The sequence below is a fragment of the Pseudomonas sp. GD03862 genome (genome assembly GCF_029840855.1).
Lineage (GTDB): Bacteria > Pseudomonadota > Gammaproteobacteria > Pseudomonadales > Pseudomonadaceae > Aquipseudomonas > Aquipseudomonas alloputida.
Map to the genome: position 1 here is coordinate 24,320 of NZ_JAOCDI010000027.1, position 16,477 is coordinate 40,796.

At 61.8% G+C, this 16,477-nt stretch carries 14 protein-coding genes and 1 pseudogene; 8 read left to right on the forward strand and 7 right to left on the reverse strand.

Features of this window, described 5'->3' with window-relative positions; all coding sequences use genetic code 11:
• Positions 1 to 53: 53 nt before the first annotated feature.
• Positions 54 to 431 carry a histone-like nucleoid-structuring protein MvaT gene (gene mvaT, locus N5D53_RS17675; protein WP_003251920.1) on the reverse strand — a complete coding sequence of 126 codons (378 nt, stop codon included), beginning with the start codon at positions 429 to 431 and terminating at the stop codon, positions 54 to 56.
• Between the two features lie 284 nt (positions 432 to 715).
• Between mvaT and purU the strand changes: the two genes are divergently transcribed.
• Together purU and N5D53_RS17685 are read left to right on the forward strand one after the other, a co-directional pair.
• Positions 716 to 1,567, forward strand: a complete 852-nt coding sequence (gene purU, locus N5D53_RS17680) for a formyltetrahydrofolate deformylase (protein ID WP_003251921.1) — start codon at positions 716 to 718, stop codon at positions 1,565 to 1,567.
• Between the two features lie 92 nt (positions 1,568 to 1,659).
• Positions 1,660 to 1,893 carry a hypothetical protein gene (locus N5D53_RS17685; protein WP_081273152.1) on the forward strand — a complete coding sequence of 78 codons (234 nt, stop codon included), beginning with the start codon at positions 1,660 to 1,662 and terminating at the stop codon, positions 1,891 to 1,893.
• Here N5D53_RS17685 and N5D53_RS17690 read toward each other — a convergent pair.
• The 4 genes from N5D53_RS17690 to N5D53_RS17705 all read right to left on the reverse strand — a co-directional run bounded on the left by N5D53_RS17690 (position 1,799) and on the right by N5D53_RS17705 (position 6,709).
• Positions 1,799 to 2,791, reverse strand: coding sequence for a lysylphosphatidylglycerol synthase transmembrane domain-containing protein (locus tag N5D53_RS17690; RefSeq protein ID WP_279840565.1), 993 nt, complete (start codon positions 2,789 to 2,791; stop codon positions 1,799 to 1,801). The two genes, N5D53_RS17685 and N5D53_RS17690, sit on opposite strands and share 95 nt — an antisense overlap.
• A complete protein-coding gene (locus N5D53_RS17695; RefSeq protein WP_279840566.1) occupies positions 2,788 to 3,552 on the reverse strand; it encodes a DUF2334 domain-containing protein in 765 nt (254 codons plus the stop codon). Before N5D53_RS17695 ends, N5D53_RS17690 begins: the two co-directional genes overlap by 4 nt.
• Positions 3,545 to 4,666, reverse strand: a complete 1,122-nt coding sequence (locus N5D53_RS17700) for a glycosyltransferase family 1 protein (RefSeq protein WP_020193164.1) — start codon at positions 4,664 to 4,666, stop codon at positions 3,545 to 3,547. Before N5D53_RS17700 ends, N5D53_RS17695 begins: the two co-directional genes overlap by 8 nt.
• A 168-nt stretch (positions 4,667 to 4,834) precedes the next feature.
• Positions 4,835 to 6,709, reverse strand: coding sequence for a methyl-accepting chemotaxis protein (locus tag N5D53_RS17705; protein ID WP_010952482.1), 1,875 nt, complete (start codon positions 6,707 to 6,709; stop codon positions 4,835 to 4,837).
• Positions 6,710 to 6,877: 168 nt separating this feature from the next.
• On the opposite strand from N5D53_RS17705, the gene N5D53_RS17710 reads away from it, so the two are divergent.
• Positions 6,878 to 8,353, forward strand: coding sequence for a helicase HerA-like domain-containing protein (locus N5D53_RS17710; protein ID WP_104887093.1), 1,476 nt, complete (start codon positions 6,878 to 6,880; stop codon positions 8,351 to 8,353).
• Positions 8,354 to 8,458: 105 nt separating this feature from the next.
• Here the strand turns inward: N5D53_RS17710 and N5D53_RS17715 are convergent, their stop codons facing one another.
• Positions 8,459 to 9,931, reverse strand: a complete 1,473-nt coding sequence (locus N5D53_RS17715; RefSeq protein WP_014592256.1) for an inorganic phosphate transporter — start codon at positions 9,929 to 9,931, stop codon at positions 8,459 to 8,461.
• 312 nt (positions 9,932 to 10,243) lie between these two features.
• Positions 10,244 to 10,444 (reverse strand): hypothetical protein, encoded by a 201-nt coding sequence (locus tag N5D53_RS17720; RefSeq protein ID WP_003251937.1) that lies wholly within the window; start codon positions 10,442 to 10,444, stop codon positions 10,244 to 10,246.
• 544 nt (positions 10,445 to 10,988) lie between these two features.
• Here N5D53_RS17720 and pcaR point away from each other — a divergent pair.
• The 5 genes and pseudogenes from pcaR (at position 10,989) to N5D53_RS17745 (ending at position 16,471) form a co-directional block, all read left to right on the forward strand.
• Positions 10,989 to 11,798: a pca regulon transcriptional regulator PcaR gene (gene pcaR, locus N5D53_RS17725; protein ID WP_033723735.1), complete on the forward strand. Its 810-nt coding sequence runs from the start codon at positions 10,989 to 10,991 to the stop codon at positions 11,796 to 11,798.
• A gap of 320 nt (positions 11,799 to 12,118) precedes the next feature.
• Positions 12,119 to 13,465 carry an MFS transporter gene (locus N5D53_RS17730; RefSeq protein ID WP_020192010.1) on the forward strand — a complete coding sequence of 449 codons (1,347 nt, stop codon included), beginning with the start codon at positions 12,119 to 12,121 and terminating at the stop codon, positions 13,463 to 13,465.
• A 231-nt stretch (positions 13,466 to 13,696) separates the two neighbouring features.
• Positions 13,697 to 13,792 (forward strand): annotated as a pseudogene (locus N5D53_RS17735) (CoA-transferase subunit beta); the annotation flags it as partial.
• Positions 13,789 to 14,994 (forward strand): 3-oxoadipyl-CoA thiolase, encoded by a 1,206-nt coding sequence (pcaF, locus tag N5D53_RS17740; RefSeq protein WP_172835047.1) that lies wholly within the window; start codon positions 13,789 to 13,791, stop codon positions 14,992 to 14,994. The pseudogene N5D53_RS17735 and the gene pcaF, both read left to right, overlap by 4 nt.
• A 187-nt stretch (positions 14,995 to 15,181) precedes the next feature.
• On the forward strand, positions 15,182 to 16,471 hold the full coding sequence (locus N5D53_RS17745; RefSeq protein WP_010952486.1) for an MFS family transporter: 1,290 nt from the start codon (positions 15,182 to 15,184) through the stop codon (positions 16,469 to 16,471).
• The last annotated feature ends 6 nt before the right edge of the window (positions 16,472 to 16,477 follow it).

Sequence of the window (16,477 nt, forward strand, 5' to 3'; positions counted from 1 at the left end):
CGGCAATGTGCCGGCGTTTTTGTTGTGCGAAGCAAGAGGGCGTATGCGGATAATCAGTCCAGCAGGGTTGCCCAGCTTTCAACCACGTCGCCGCCCCAAGTGGCTTTCCACTCTTTCAGGGTCTTGTGGTTGCCGCCTTTGGTTTCGATCACTTCACCGTTGTGCGGGTTCTTGTATTGCTTGACCTTGCGTGCGCGCTTGGTGGCGGTAGTCTTGACCGAACCACGAGGTGCCTTGCTCAGTTTCGACTCTGGATCGAGCAGGGCAATCACGTCGCGCAGCGACTTGGAGTACTCGCCCATCAGTGTGCGCAGTTTGCCTTCGAACTCCAGTTCTTTCTTCAGCTTGTCATCCTGCGACAGATTGGCCAGGCGGGCCTGAAGTTCCTTGATGGCTTCTTCGGTGGCGCGGTACTCGTTGATCAGGGACATGGAGTGTTCCTTAATGCGTGTTCAGAAATGTGTGGGGCAATAATAGACAGCCCATACTCGCAAGTAAACATAAGATTGGGCAATTAACTGTTAATTAAGCTGTGACAGCATTTCTCTACGTGAACAAAATTTTACATATGCCCCGTGCGTTTCCTCTTGTCTGTCAGGCAGCGCCCGTGTGGCGTTTTCGGGCTTGCATATGCCATCGCGGTAACGATCAATACTGCGTTTTTTCTGGCGGACCGCTAGAATAGGCGCCTTTGCGAAGTTCTGGAGTCTCATTCATGCGCACCTATCGTCTGGTGATCGCCTGCCCCGACCGTGTAGGCATCGTGGCGAAAGTCAGTAATTTCCTGGCCTTGTACAATGGCTGGATCAACGAAGCCAGCCACCACTCCGATGAGCAGAGCGGTTGGTTCTTCATGCGTCATGAAATCCGCGCTGAATCGCTGCCGTTCGGTATCGAAGCCTTCCGTGAGGCGTTTGCGCCGATCGCCGAAGAGTTCTCCATGACCTGGCGCATTACCGACTCGGCTCAGAAAAAACGCGTGGTATTGATGGCCAGCCGTGAGTCGCACTGCCTGGCAGACTTGCTGCACCGCTGGCACACCGATGAGCTGGACTGCGAGATCCCTTGCGTGATTTCCAACCACAACGACCTGCGCAGCATGGTCGAGTGGCACGGTATTCCGTTCTTCCATGTACCGGTCGACCCCAAAGACAAGGCCCCGGCCTTTGCCGAGGTGTCGCGCCTGGTGCAGGAGCATGCGGCCGACGTCGTGGTACTGGCCCGCTACATGCAGATCCTGCCGCCACAACTGTGCCGGGACTATGCCGAGAAGGTGATCAACATCCATCACAGCTTCCTGCCGTCGTTCGTCGGCGCCAAGCCTTACCACCAGGCCGCCCTGCGTGGGGTGAAGCTGATCGGCGCGACGTGCCACTACGTCACCGAAGAGCTGGATGCCGGCCCGATCATCGAGCAGGATGTGGTGCGTGTCAGCCATGCCGACAGCATCGAGGACATGGTCCGCTTCGGCCGTGATGTGGAGAAGATGGTGCTGGCCCGTGGCCTGCGTTATCACCTGGAGGACCGCGTGCTGGTGCATGGTAACAAGACTGTGGTGTTCGACTGACACCGTCCGGCTTGCTGTGAGATGCGGGGCTGCTGCGCAGCCCTGTCGCGACAGGGGCGCAGAGCGCCCCGGCAATCCTGGGTGAAACGGCCATGACCAAGCAACGCAACAACCCCGTCGCCTCACCTCCACCGACCCTTGGCGAAGGCTGCCTGGCCCGCTACGACCCTGAAGCCCTGGATGACACGGATGGCACCGACTTCCCCGGCGCCGCCGAACTCTGGCAACAGCTCAACCCGCCTGACGCCGCCAGCGCTCCAGCAACGGACGTCCCAGCAGGCACACAAACACCGGCCCCCCAGCCAGTAGATAAAAGTAGTACGTAACCGCCCGCCATATCAGGATTGCCGCAGCTGCGGTCGAGCTGCCCACCAAGGGTGTCAACAGGCTGGCCGACGTCAGCTCGGCGGCCCCGGCGCCGCCAGGCAGCAGACTGAATTGGCCGGCGCTGAGCGACAGCATCTGCACCAGGAAGCTGGGAATCCAGTGCAGGTTTACCCCCAAGCCCCGCAGCACCAGGTACAAGACGCTGTAGCGCAGCCCCCAGTGGATGCAGGTCAGGGTGAACACCAGGCTCAGCCTGCGCTTGGGCAGGCGCCAGGTCTGCGCCAGTGCTGCAACGAAGTGCAGCAGTTTGCGCGCCCAGCGACGTTTGCGCGGCTGGCCCATCCCCATGCGCTGCAACAGCCTGCCGTTCATGCGCATTATCGGGCGCCGGTAGCGCAACAGCCCGATCACCCCGGCCAGTGCTGAGCACAGCAGTAACGCACTGCCAAGCAACATGCTTTCCTGGCTGCGGCCCAGGCTGTGGAACAGCGCGTAGCCGGCAATCGCCAGCATTGCGCAGAAGAAGAACACCAGGTCGTTCAACTGGTCCATGGCAAAAACGGCGCCGCTGCGCGCCGGGCGGATGCGGTCTCGCGCCAGCAGGGCCATCAGGGTCAGCGGCCCACCACTGCCGCCAGGGGTGGTGCAGATGGCAAACTCGGTGGCCATGACCACGCCCAGGCTGCGAGCATGGCTCAACTGTTTTGCCTGCTCACCCAGCAACAGGCGCAGGCGCAGCGCATTGATGACCCAGCACAACAGAATCATCCCCAGCAGCATGAGCAGCAGGTGCGGGTCGAACCGGCTCAGCCTCGGCAGCAGCTCGCTACCACCCAGCAATGCTGGCACCAGCGCTGCACCCAGCAATGCCAGCGCCAGCCAGGCCCAGCGCTTCATGCTGCCCCCTGGCGCTCCAGCCAGGCAGATTTGGTCAGCGGTTCGCGGCCATCCTTCAACAGTCTCTCCAGCGTGCGCAACCAATAGTCACGGGATGAGCGATGGCGCATGTCTACAGGGTGCAGCCCCAAGCGCAACGTGCTCGCGCCCCGCCAGCGCTGGCATTGCCAGTCGCATAGCGTGCGGGACAGTTTGCGACGCCATGCGCTCCGGGCGCTCCAGACCAGGCCTGGCGCATCAATGGCCGTAAAGTCCGGCAAGCGGTACAGATGCTGCGGTGTACTGGTGTATTTCAGTGGCAGGCGGCACAGCGCTTGCCGCGTGCCCTGGCTCATGAGCCAGGCCGGTGCGACAAACCCTGCCACAGGCCACCCTTGGTCCTCGAACAGTGCCAGGCCCTCCTGTAGCCGGGTAAGCGCTTCGTTCTCATCAAGGCTGTAGAACTCGCCTTCATGGGTATAAATGCGCCGCATGAAGTAGTCGACGGGGCTGCGCGGTACGGGGCCTTCGTCAGCATGGGCATAGCCGTGAAGTGCCAGTTCGTCGCCTTTGGCAAGGCGTTCGTCCAGCAGACGGCAGAACGAAGGTGCCTGGTGCAGCGGATTGCGTCGATGGAAGTCCGGGACTACCAGCCATGTCATTGGCACGTTGCCCAGCGCGTCCACGGCCCCTACGAACGGTTCATAGTCCGGCCAGGTTTCCGGGGCAACATCATGCAACACCAGCATGAGGCTGCGTTGGCTGGCGGAAGGCTCAAGCATGGGCGCGCACCTGCGGCTGATGGCCGAGCACGGCCTGGTAGTGCTGGAGCAGGCCAGCTACCACGTTATCCCATGAATAATGTTGCTCTACATGGTGACGGGCCTGCACGCCGAGCTCGCGGATACCTGCCTCGAACGCCTCGCGCACGGCGGACGCCATGGCCCGGCCATCGTTGGGCGTGCACAGGCGGCCACACTGTTCGTTGATGATTTCAGGGAACGCACCGGCGCGCACGGCCACCACGGGGGTGGCGCTGGCCATGGCTTCGAGAATGACCAGGCCGAATGTTTCCTGGTCGCCAGCATGCACCAGCAAGTCGGCGCTGGCGATCAGCCGGGCCACCTCTGCAGCTGGGCAGAAGTGATCGATGACGCTGACGTTGTGCGGCACGCTGGCCGGCATGTTCGAGCCCACCAGTAACAGGTGGTAGGGGTCGCCGAGTCGCTGCATGCAGTCAAGCAGCACCGGCAGGTTCTTTTCCCGCGAGCCGCGGCCGGCAAAGATCAACAGGCGGCTGGTGTCGGCAATGCCCAGTTCGGCACGTACATGTGGGTCGCGCCGGGAGGGGTGGAAAGTGGCAAGGTCAACGCCCAGCGGCTGCACATGGACATCGCGCACGCCCAAGCGGCGTAGTTTGTCGGCCATCACCTGGCTGGGGGCCAGTACCCGATCAAAATTGCCGTAGAGCTTGCTGACGTAGGCCTCGACATTGGGTGCGAACCAGTTGCCCATGCGGTTGCTGACCAGTAACGGCAGGTCGGAATGGTAGAAACCGATCACGGGCACGTCGAGCTGGCGCCGCGCCTCCAGCGCCGCCCAGGCGGTCAGGTAGGGGTCGCCAACTTCGATCAGGTCGGGTTTGAGCGTGCGCAGTGTATTGCACCAGGGGGCCAGGCGTACCGGAAAGCGGTAACCCTTGCCAAACGGCAAGGGCGGCGCAGGTACCTGATAGATGCCATCGCCGTGTTGGGCGCTGGCACCGGGAATCAACAGGCTGTGGCGTACGCCGTGAATGGCGTCGAGACGGTGATGTTTGGCATCAAGATAGGTACGTACGCCACCGCTGGCCGGGGCGTAGAACATGGTGATGTCGGCGATGTGCACGATCAGCATCCCTCCGGGATCGTCTTCGGGTCTGTCATCCGGCGTTGAATTGCCGGCGATGAAATGCCTAAAGGTGGACCTATCAGAAGGATAGTTTGTTCGATCGGTTTGAGAGGAGGGGAGTGCGTAATGCCTGGCGCAGCGCAGAGGCTGCGCCAGGCGAATGTGTAGCCTCTATCAGATACGGAAGCTGCCCACCAGGTGCTTCAGGCGGCCAGCCTGCTGCTCGAGGTCGGAGCAGGCGCGCAGGGTCGCTTGCAGGTTCTCCACGCCTTCCTGGTTGAGCATGTTGATCTCGTTGATGTCCATGTTGATCGCCTCGACCACGGCGGTCTGCTCTTCGGTGGCAGTGGCCACCGACTGGTTCATGCCGTCGATCTCGCCAATGCGCACGGTAACGCTGTCCAGTCGCTCACCCGCCTGGTTGGCGATCTGCATGCTGTCCTGGCTGTGGCGCTGGCTCTGCTCCATGGTGTCGACCGACTCGCGGGCACCGACCTGCAGCTCTTCGATCATGGTCTGCACTTGCTGCGCCGACTCCTGGGTGCGGTGCGCCAGATTGCGCACCTCATCGGCGACCACGGCAAAGCCACGCCCGGCCTCACCGGCGCGGGCCGCTTCGATGGCGGCGTTCAGCGCCAGCAGGTTGGTCTGCTGGGAAATGCTGGTGATCACTTCCAGGATCTGGCCGATATTCACGGTCTTGCTGTTCAGTGTTTCGATGTGCGCGCTGGAGGTGACGATCAGGTCGGACAGGCGGTTCATCGCGGCAATGTTGCGCTCGACCACTTGCTGGCCTTCTTCGGCCAGCAGGCGCGCGGAGCTTGCGTGCTGCGAAGCCTGGGCGGCGTTGCCGGCGATTTCCTGAGCCGCAGCGCCCAGTTCGTTGATGGCGGCGGCGACACTGTTGGTGCGGTTGGACTGCTCGTCGGAGTTGGTCATCGACGAGTTCGAAGCGCTGATCACCCGCAGGGCCACTTCGTTGACCTGCTCGGTGGCCGAGGACACTTCGCGAATGCTGCTGTGAATGCGTTCGACGAAGCGATTGAAGGCGTTGCCGAGGACACCGAATTCGTCGTGGCTGTGGATGTGCAGGCGCTTGGTCAGGTCGCCCTCACCTTCGGCGATGTCTTCCATGGCGCGGGTCATGGTGTGCAGCGGTTGCATCAACACGCGGATCAGCAGGCCGAGCAGGCCGATGATGATCACCACTGCCACTACCGTGGCGATCACCGCAGAGGTGCGGAAGGTGCTGAGCATCGAGAAGGCCTTGTCCTTGTCCACCGACAGGCCGATGTACCAGTTCGCCGACGGCAGGCCGGTAATCGGGCTGAAGGTCAGCAGGCGGGTCTGGCCATCGCTTTGCACTTCGGTCAGCTCGCCGGTCAGTTTCGGCGTGTGCTGCGGGAACAGGTCCGACAGCGACTTCATGACCAGATCCTTATCCGGGTGCACCAGGATCTTGCCCTGGTCGTTGACCAGGAAGGCGTATCCCATGCCGCCGAAGTTCAGCGAGTTGATGATCTGCACCAGGCCGTCCAGGGCCAGGTCGCCGCCGACCACGCCAACGCTGCTGGAGACCTTGCTGAGGATGCCGATGACCATCTTGTTGGTGGTCATGTCGATGTAGGGTTCGGTCAGCGTCGCGCCGCTGGCATTCATGCCGTCCTTGTACCAAGGGCGGGTGCGCGGGTCGTAGCCGTCGGGCATCTTCGCGTCCGGGCGCACGCTGAAACCGCCGTCGACTTTGCCCAGGTAGACCGTGAGGAAGCTGGATATCAGCGCATTCTGACCCATCAGGGTTTCGGCGTTGGCCGGGTCCTGGGCAATGTTCTGCGCCAGGTTTTCCACCAGTTTTATCCGGCCCTCGAACAGGTTGCGAATGTTGGTCGACGTGGAGGCGCCCATTTCAGCCAGATAATTTTCCAGGTCCTCGCGGATCGCATTACGCTGGAGGTAATCGTTGTAGAGGGTGAAAAGGCTGAAGGCGAGTATCACGATCAGTGATGCCGCCAAAAGAATCTTGTGGCTGAAACGAAGGCTTTTGTTCATGGCGTAATCGGTTCCGCTAAGGTTTTATATCAGGCGTTCGCACGAGTGGAGCCGTAGGTTGTGCAACATCCCGAAAAGTCCCTTTTCGGCTGTTCCTCTCTATTAAGGCGAATAACACCCACAGGTATCGGCCGAATTAAGCTAAAGCTTGAGCAGAGGATTAAAGAGATGTCGGAATTTTCGACCATCGTTGTAGGCGCGGGCCCGGATGGCCAGCCAGTCGGGCAAGCAATGCGCCTGGCCAACCGCCACGGTCTGGTGGCTGGCGCAACCGGTACTGGCAAGACCGTCACCCTGCAGCGCCTGGCGGAGGTGTTCAGCGACGCAGGGGTGGCGGTGTTCGCCGCGGATGTCAAAGGCGACCTTTGTGGCCTGGGTGCTGCCGGTGCGCCACAGGGCAAGGTGGCTGAGCGCATCGCCGGCATGCCGTGGCTGGGGCATACGCCCAGGGCTTACCCGGTGAGCTTGTGGGATATCGCCGGGCAGTCTGGCCACCCGCTGCGCACCACCCTCAGTGAAATGGGGCCGTTGTTGCTGGGCAACTTGCTGGAACTGACCGACAGCCAGCAGGCGGCGCTTTATGCAGCATTCAAGGTGGCCGACCGCGAAGGCCTGCTGCTGCTGGACCTCAAAGACCTCAAGGCCCTGCTGGCGCATCTGAAGGACAACCCGCAGCTGCTCGGCGAAGACAGCGCGCTGATGACCACGGCCTCCACCCAGGCTTTGTTGCGCCGGCTCGCTACCTTGGAGCAGCAGGGCGCCGAGGCACTGTTCGGCGAGCCGGCATTGCAACTGGAGGACCTGCTGCGCCCTGATCCGGATGGACGTGGACGTATCCACTTGCTCGATGCCAGCCGATTGGTGCACGAGGCACCCAAGGTGTACGCGACGTTCCTGTTGTGGCTGCTGGCCGAATTGTTCGAGCAGTTGCCCGAGCGCGGTGATGCCGACAAGCCGGTGCTGGCGCTGTTCTTCGATGAAGCACACCTGCTGTTCAACGGCACGCCCAAGGCGTTGCAGGACCGTCTTGAGCAAGTGGTCCGGCTGATCCGCTCCAAGGGGGTGGGGGTCTATTTCGTTACCCAGTCGCCGGGTGACTTGCCCGACGCGGTGCTGGCCCAGTTGGGCTTGCGCATTCAGCACGGCTTGCGGGCGTTCACGGCCAAGGAGCAGAAGTCGCTGCGGGCGGTAGCCGATGGTTTCCGCCCCAACCCGACGTTCGACACCCTGGCGGTGCTGACCGAACTGGGTATTGGCGAAGCGCTGGTGGGTACGTTGCAAGAGAAGGGCACGCCGGCCATGGTGCAGAGGGTGCTGGTTGCACCGCCGCAGTCGCGTATCGGGCCACTGAGTGCGGCTGAGCGCAGTGCGCTGATTGCGGCTTCGCCATTGTCGGGGCGCTATGACAAACCGGTGGACCGTGAGTCTGCCTATGAAATGCTGAGCCAGCGTAAGGGCGAGCCGGTGGAGCCGGCGCCACAACCGAAGGCGGATGAAGAGAGTTTTGCCGACAAGGCGGGTGAGTTCTTGCAGAGTGCAGCGGGGCAGGCGATCAAGTCGGCAGTGCGCCAGGCGGCCAACCAGTTGGGGCGGCAGTTGGTGCGCGGCTTGATGGGGTCGTTGTTAGGGGGCAAGAAAAGGTAGTCTTCCTGCGCCGCGCCCATACCCTTGGTAGCACAAGGCTGCTTCGGCAGGCATAACGGCTATGAAAAAGGCGCCCGAGGGCGCCTTCATTCATTGCGGTGTCACTCAGCCAATGGCTTTGGACGCCAGCCAGAACAGGCCGGCCGCCAGGCCCATCGAGGTAGGCAGGGTCAGGACCCATGCCAGCAGGATGGTCTTCACGGTGCCGCCTTGCAGGCCACTTTTGTTGGCGACCATGGTGCCGGCCACACCGGACGACAGCACATGGGTGGTCGATACCGGCAGGGCGAATACGTTGGCCATGCCGATGGCGCAGGCTGCGGTGATCTGTGCCGACATGCCTTGGGCATAGGTCATGCCTTGTTTGCCGATCTTCTCGCCCACCGTCAACACCACGCGCTTCCAGCCAACCATGGTGCCCAGGCCAAGGGCCAGGGCGACGGCCACGATCACCCAGAACGGGGCGTATTCGGTGGTGGCGGTGAGGTCTTTGCGCAGTTTTTCAAGGTCGGACTTTTCACGGGCGTCCAGGCCTGGCAGCTTGCCAACCTTCTTCGCCGTGTCATCCAGGCACAACAGATAGCGGCGCACTTCAACGCGCTTCTCGGCATCGAGGCTGTGGTAGTCCGTCACGCCCTTCAGTGAGGTCTGCAGCGCAGCAATGGTCGGCTCGGTCTGCTGCGGGTTGCAACTGAACTGCTCCGGCAGGTCGCTGGCCTTGGCCTTGCCCAGTGCCAGGAACTCGCCCAGGGTGGCAGCGTTACGCTGGTAGAACTGGCTCATGTGCAGGGTGGCGTCGCGAGTACGTTCGATCTGGTAGGTGGTGCTGTTCAGGTCGAGTACGAACTTGGCCGGGACAATACCGATCAGCACCAGCATGATCAGGCCGATGCCTTTCTGGCCGTCGTTGGAGCCGTGCACGAAGCTCACGCCCATGGCGGAAACCACCAGGACCAGACGGTTCCAGAAGGGCGGGTGCTTCTTGTCGTCGAGCTTGCGGCGCTGTTCCGGGGTTTTGTGCATCTTCGACAGCGGGCGCCACCATTTCAGGCCGATCAGCACCAGGGCAGCAACGGCGAAGCCGGCCATTGGCGAGACCACCAGCGACATGGCGATATCGATCGCTTTCTGCCAGTTGACGCCGTCGCCCAGCGGAATGTCGTTGATCAGGGCGTTGGCCAGGCCGACACCGAGGATGGAGCCGATCAGCGTGTGCGAACTGGAGGCGGGGATGCCAAAGTACCAGGTGCCCAGGTTCCAGGTGATGGCCGCAGCCAGCAACGAGAAGACCATGGCCAGGCCGTGGCCGGTGTTCACATTGATCAGCAGCTCTACCGGCAACAGGTGCACGATGGCATAGGCCACCCCTACACCGCCGAGCAGAACGCCAAGGAAGTTGAACACGCCGGAGAAGAACACGGCGAGGTGCGGCGGCATGGCTTTGGTATAGATGACGGTAGCTACCGCGTTGGCGGTGTCATGAAAGCCATTGATGAACTCGAAGGCGAGTACGAAGGTCAAGGCGAGCAGCAGGCTCACCAACACCCAGGCATCCAGTCCGCTGAATAAATCGATCATGAAGGTTGTCTGGCGGGTCTTAGGGGGGCGGGATTATGCCAGAAAACCTTGGCAATCGATGCACCTGTAACAGGCAGATGACAGTCTTCATGGTGCAAGCGCGCCATGCAGAGGGGGGCGGCACGGGAGGTAAATAGCGGCTAAAAATCACAAAATAGGGCGAAAAAAGGCCGAAAGCTTGAGAAAAATCCATTTCGCAAAAATTCAAACGCCTGTATGAAATTTGTGTGATTCCATTTCATCATCGGCCAGACAGTAAAGATCGAGCTCGCCCGGGTAGGCCGGGCGACGATGCGCAGAGGGCCCCGAGACTCAGGGGTTGTCGCTGCGCAGTTCTTTTTCGATGCGTTCCAGTTCCTGGCTGAAGGCCTGGTCGCGAACGCTGGCACGCTTGCGCCAGGGTTTGCGTTCCGGATCCGGTTGTGCGGCGTATGTGGTGACTTCGCCACCATAAACATCCTTGTAACGTTCAGCCTGGCGCTCGAGTTCCGCGCGCAGTTCATCTTTCGTCACGTGCAGTACCTGAAATAAGTGTAATGACTGTTGTCATGCATTGTGCAACATGCATTTGCCTTGCTGGCCGCAACGGCTTGATAAAGCGGAAGGTTCAACGACCACGGTAAGCGGAGGGCCTGCGCAATCGATTATAGCAACCGATAATTCGCCGAACATCGATAATTTACGCAACCCTGACATCATCTGGCGTAAGTAGCAGATTGTGCCCGCGAACAGTTGGGACCTTTCGTACAAAGTTTGAAAGGAATGGCGGATAGAAGTTCGTTGCAATGTCAGGGCGGGCCGTAATGAAAAACGGCCTCGCCGAAAGGCGAGGCCGTTGCCTGGGGACTTCTACGGTGGGTACCTGACCAGTCTCTCCAAAGAAGCCACAAGTGGCATGGGAAAGGTATAAGCAAAAGTGTCGGCGGTCAATTGCGATTATCGGCCGTTTGTTCGATAATCGCACGAACCGGTGTTTTTTTTGAGGTGTGCGATGAGTGACGAAACCCTGGGCAACGATTCCGGCAATGCCGAGGTGGCGCGACCTGCTTCGGCTGCCATGGCGCCGCCGATCGTGGCTTCCCCGGCCAAGCGCATCCAGGCCTTTACCGGTGACCCGGACTTCATGACCTCGCTGGCACGTGGCCTGGCCGTGATCCAGGCATTCCAGGAGCGCAAGCGCCACCTGACCATCGCCCAGATCAGCCACCGTACCGAAATCCCTCGCGCGGCGGTGCGCCGTTGCCTGCACACGTTGATCAAGCTGGGGTACGCCACCACCGACGGGCGTACCTATTCGCTGCTGCCCAAAGTGCTGACCCTGGGGCATGCCTACCTGTCGTCGACGCCGCTGGCAATTTCTGCACAGCCGTACCTGGATCGCATCAGCGACCAGCTGCATGAGGCGGCCAACATGGCCACCCTCGAAGGCGACGACATCCTTTATATAGCCCGTTCGGCCACGGTCGAGCGGCTGATCTCGGTCGATCTGTCGGTGGGCGGGCGCCTGCCGGCCTATTGCACGTCGATGGGGCGCATTCTGCTGGCGGCCATGGATGACACCAGCCTGCGTGAGTACCTGGAACGTGCCGACCTCAAGGCGCGCACCAGCCGCACCCTGAATGACCCCGAATCGTTGTTCGCCTGCATCCAGCAGGTGCGCGCCCAGGGCTGGTGCGTGGTAGACCAGGAACTGGAACAGGGGCTGCGATCGATTGCCGTGCCGGTGTATGACGCTTCGGGGCAGGTGTTGGCTGCGCTGAACGTCAGTACCCATGTCGGGCGGGTGACCCGCAGTGAACTGGAGCAGCGGTTCTTGCCGATTTTGCTGGCAGCCAGCCGGGACCTTTGCCACCAGTTGTTTGGTTGAGACCACAGGGAGCACTTTGCGGCCCCGGATCAGAACAGGCAAAACCGTTTCCTGTGCGATAAACGCACAGTGTCGTGCCGGGTGAATTGCGTCACCTCGGCCGGCTGATTAATGTCTCTCGCAACGGTCGGCTAGCCGACCGAACAAGAAAAACACTAGAGGCACTCACTCATGAATACTGTCACCTCGCTGCTGCGGCCGCACCCGCATGCAGTATCGTTATATCCAGGCTGACCCAGGCCATATACCCCAATCATCGCCCTTGTACCGGATGCCCGCGTGCAATGGCCTGACTGTGCCCCACATTCTGGATAACAATAATGAACCAAGCGCAAACCAACGTCGGCAAAAGCCTCGACGTTCAGTCATTCATCAATCAGCAGCCGCTGTCCCGCTATCAGTGGCGGGTCGTGCTGCTGTGCTTCCTGATCGTCTTCCTCGACGGCCTGGACACCGCTGCCATGGGGTTCATCGCCCCGGCACTGTCGCAAGAGTGGGGGATCGACCGCGCCAGCCTTGGGCCGGTCATGAGTGCCGCGTTGATCGGCATGGTGTTCGGCGCCCTGGGCTCCGGGCCGCTGGCTGACCGTTTCGGCCGCAAAGGCGTGCTGGTGGGGGCGGTGCTGGTGTTCGGTGGCTTCAGCCTGGCCTCGGCCTATGCCACCAACGTCGACCAGTTGCTGGTACTGCGCTTCCTGACGGGCCTGGGCCTGGGTGCAGGCATGCCCAACGCTACCACGCTGTTGTCCGAATACACGCCGGAGCGCCTCAAGTCGCTGCTGGTGACCAGCATGTTCTGTGGCTTCAACCTGGGCATGGCGGGTGGTGGCTTCATTTCCGCCAAGATGATCCCGGCCTACGGCTGGCACAGCCTGCTGGTCATCGGTGGCGTGCTGCCGTTGCTGCTGGCGCTGGTGCTGATGGTCTGGCTGCCGGAGTCGGCGCGGTTCCTGGTGGTGCGCAACCGCGGTACCGACAAGGTGCGCAAGACCTTGTCGCCAATCGCGCCGCAAGTGGTGGCTGAGGCAGGCAGTTTCAGCGTGCCGGAGCAAAAGGCGGTGGCTGCACGCAACGTGTTCGCGGTGATCTTCTCTGGCACCTATGGCTTGGGCACCGTGTTGCTGTGGCTGACCTATTTCATGGGCCTGGTGATCGTCTACCTCCTGACCAGCTGGCTGCCAACCCTGATGCGTGACAGCGGCGCGAGCATGGAACAGGCCGCGTTCATCGGCGCGCTGTTCCAGTTTGGCGGCGTGCTAAGTGCAGTCGGCGTGGGTTGGGCCATGGACCGTTTCAATCCGCACAAGGTGATCGGCATTTTCTATCTGCTGGCCGGGGTGTTCGCCTACGCAGTGGGGCAGAGCCTGGGCAACATCACTCTGCTAGCCACGCTGGTGCTCGTCGCGGGTATGTGCGTGAACGGTGCGCAGTCGGCAATGCCATCGCTGGCGGCGCGCTTCTATCCCACCCAGGGCCGGGCCACAGGCGTATCGTGGATGCTGGGTATTGGCCGCTTTGGTGCGATTCTCGGCGCCTGGAGTGGTGCAACGCTGCTGGGCCTGGGCTGGAGCTTCGAGCAGGTGCTGACGGCGTTGCTGGTACCGGCGGCGCTGGCGACCGTGGGAGTGGTCGTCAAGGGGCTGGTCAGCCACGCCGACGCAACCTGAGGGCGAGGGCCGCGTTGCGGCCCATTCACAGCACAACGCCGCTCCCGCAGGGGCGGCGTTGTGCTGCAATCAGGGCGCACAGTTGCCCTGCGCGTGGGGTGGATAGTTGCGCAACAAATGGTTCGTTAATCGCACAGATAGTCGATTATCGGATTGTAAGGTACCTACCAGTCTCCTTAATCTGGGTTTACCGAAGCACCCTGACCAGGAGCCTCCAAATGCCACGCGCAGACCATTTCCGAACCCACCCAAATCGAGCTGTCCGCCATGCGTGACCTCGACGCCCGTACCGCCGCTGACCATGGCCAGCTGGCAGGAGAAGCCTGATGCACGACGTATTCATCTGTGATGCCATCCGTACCCCGATCGGCCGCTTCGGCGGCGCCCTGGCCAGCGTGCGGGCCGACGACCTGGCAGCCGTGCCGCTGAAGGCGCTGATCGAGCGCAACCCTGGCGTGCAGTGGGACCAGGTAGACGAAGTGTTCTTCGGCTGCGCCAACCAGGCCGGTGAAGACAACCGCAACGTGGCCCGCATGGCACTGCTGCTGGCCGGCCTGCCGGAAAGCATCCCGGGCGTCACCCTGAACCGTCTGTGCGCGTCGGGCATGGATGCCGTCGGCACCGCGTTCCGCGCCATCGCCAGCGGCGAGATGGAGCTGGTGATTGCCGGTGGCGTCGAGTCGATGTCGCGCGCCCCGTTCGTCATGGGCAAGGCTGAAAGCGCCTATTCGCGCAACATGAAGCTGGAAGACACCACCATTGGCTGGCGTTTCATCAACCCGCTGATGAAGAGCCAGTACGGTGTGGATTCCATGCCGGAAACCGCCGACAACGTGGCCGACGACTATCAGGTTTCGCGTGCTGACCAGGACGCTTTCGCCCTGCGCAGCCAGCAGAAGGCTGCCGCTGCACAGGCTGCCGGCTTCTTTGCCGAAGAAATCGTGCCGGTGCGTATCGCTCACAAGAAGGGCGAAATCATCGTCGAACGTGACGAACACCTGCGCCCTGAAACCACGCTGGAGGCGCTGACCAAGCTCAAGCCGGTCAACGGCCCGGACAAGACGGTCACCGCCGGCAACGCCTCGGGCGTGAACGACGGTGCTGCGGCGATGATCCTGGCCTCGGCCGCAGCGGTGAAGAAACACGGCCTGACTCCGCGTGCCCGTGTTCTGGGCATGGCCAGCGGCGGCGTTGCGCCACGTGTCATGGGCATTGGCCCGGTGCCGGCGGTGCGCAAGCTGACCGAGCGTCTGGGGATAGCGGTAAGTGATTTCGACGTGATCGAGCTTAACGAAGCGTTTGCCAGCCAAGGCCTGGCGGTGCTGCGTGAGCTGGGTGTGGCTGACGATGCGCCCCAGGTAAACCCTAATGGCGGCGCCATTGCCCTGGGCCACCCACTGGGCATGAGCGGTGCACGCCTGGTACTGACTGCGTTGCACCAGCTGGAGAAGAGCGGCGGTCGCAAGGGCCTGGCGACCATGTGTGTGGGTGTCGGCCAAGGTCTGGCGTTGGCCATCGAGCGGGTTTGACCTGTACCGGCCTCTTCGCGGGGAAGCCCGCTCCAACAGGGATCCACGCAATCACCTGTGGGAGCGGGCTTCCCCGCGAAGAGGCCTCTCCTGTGAGACATAAGGCCCATTGCCAGCCCGATAGCGGAACGAGTGTGTTACTAGGTATGTCTAGAACTACCTAGGACCCTCCAGGAGTAAACCCGTCATGACCTCAACCTATTACACCGGCGAAGAACGCAGCAAGCGCATCTTCGCTATTGTCGGTGCCTCATCAGGCAACCTGGTGGAATGGTTCGACTTCTACGTCTACGCCTTCTGCGCGATCTACTTCGCCCCGGCCTTCTTCCCCTCCGACGACCCCACCGTGCAGCTATTGAACACGGCAGGTGTATTCGCCGCGGGCTTTTTGATGCGCCCCATTGGTGGCTGGATCTTCGGCCGCCTCGCCGACCGCCATGGTCGCAAGAATTCCCTGATGATCTCGGTGCTGATGATGTGCTTCGGCTCGCTGATGATCGCCTGCCTGCCCACCTATGCCAGCATCGGCACCTGGGCCCCGGCGCTGCTATTGCTGGCCCGCCTGATCCAGGGGCTGTCGGTAGGGGGCGAATACGGCACCACGGCCACCTACATGAGTGAAGTAGCACTGCGTGGGCAGCGCGGCTTCTTTGCTTCGTTCCAGTACGTCACCCTGATCGGCGGCCAGTTGCTGGCGGTCCTGGTCGTGGTGATCCTGCAACAGCTGCTGACTGAAGATGAACTGCGGGCCTGGGGCTGGCGCATTCCCTTCGTGGTGGGCGCCATCGCCGCCCTGATCTCGCTGATGCTGCGCCGTTCGCTGCACGAGACCAGTAGCGCCGAAGCCCGCAATGACAAGGATGCAGGTTCGATCGGAGGTTTGTTCCGCAATCACGCAGCGGCGTTCATCACGGTACTGGGCTACACCGCGGGTGGCTCGCTGATTTTCTATACTTTCACCACCTATATGCAGAAGTACCTGGTCAACACCGCGGGCATGACCGCCAAGAACGCCAGCTACGTAATGACCGGGGCGTTGTTCCTGTTCATGGTGGTGCAGCCGTTCTTCGGCATGCTGTCCGACCGTATCGGCCGGCGCAATTCGATGCTGCTGTTCGGCGGCCTGGGTACCCTGTGCACCGTGCCGCTGCTGATGGCGCTGAAAACCGTGACCAGCCCGATCATGGCCTTCGTGCTGATCAGCCTGGCCCTGTGTATCGTGAGTTTCTACACCTCGATCAGTGGTCTGGTGAAGGCCGAGATGTTCCCGCCGCAGGTGCGTGCACTGGGTGTTGGCCTGGCCTACGCGGTGGCCAACGCAGCATTCGGCGGTTCGGCCGAGTATGTGGCCCTGGGCCTGAAAACCCTGGGGATGGAAAACACTTTCTACTGGTACGTGACGGCGATGATGGCGATTGCCTTCCTGTTCAGCCTGCGCCTGCCGAAGCAGGCGGCGTACCTGCACCATGATGATTAAGGACGC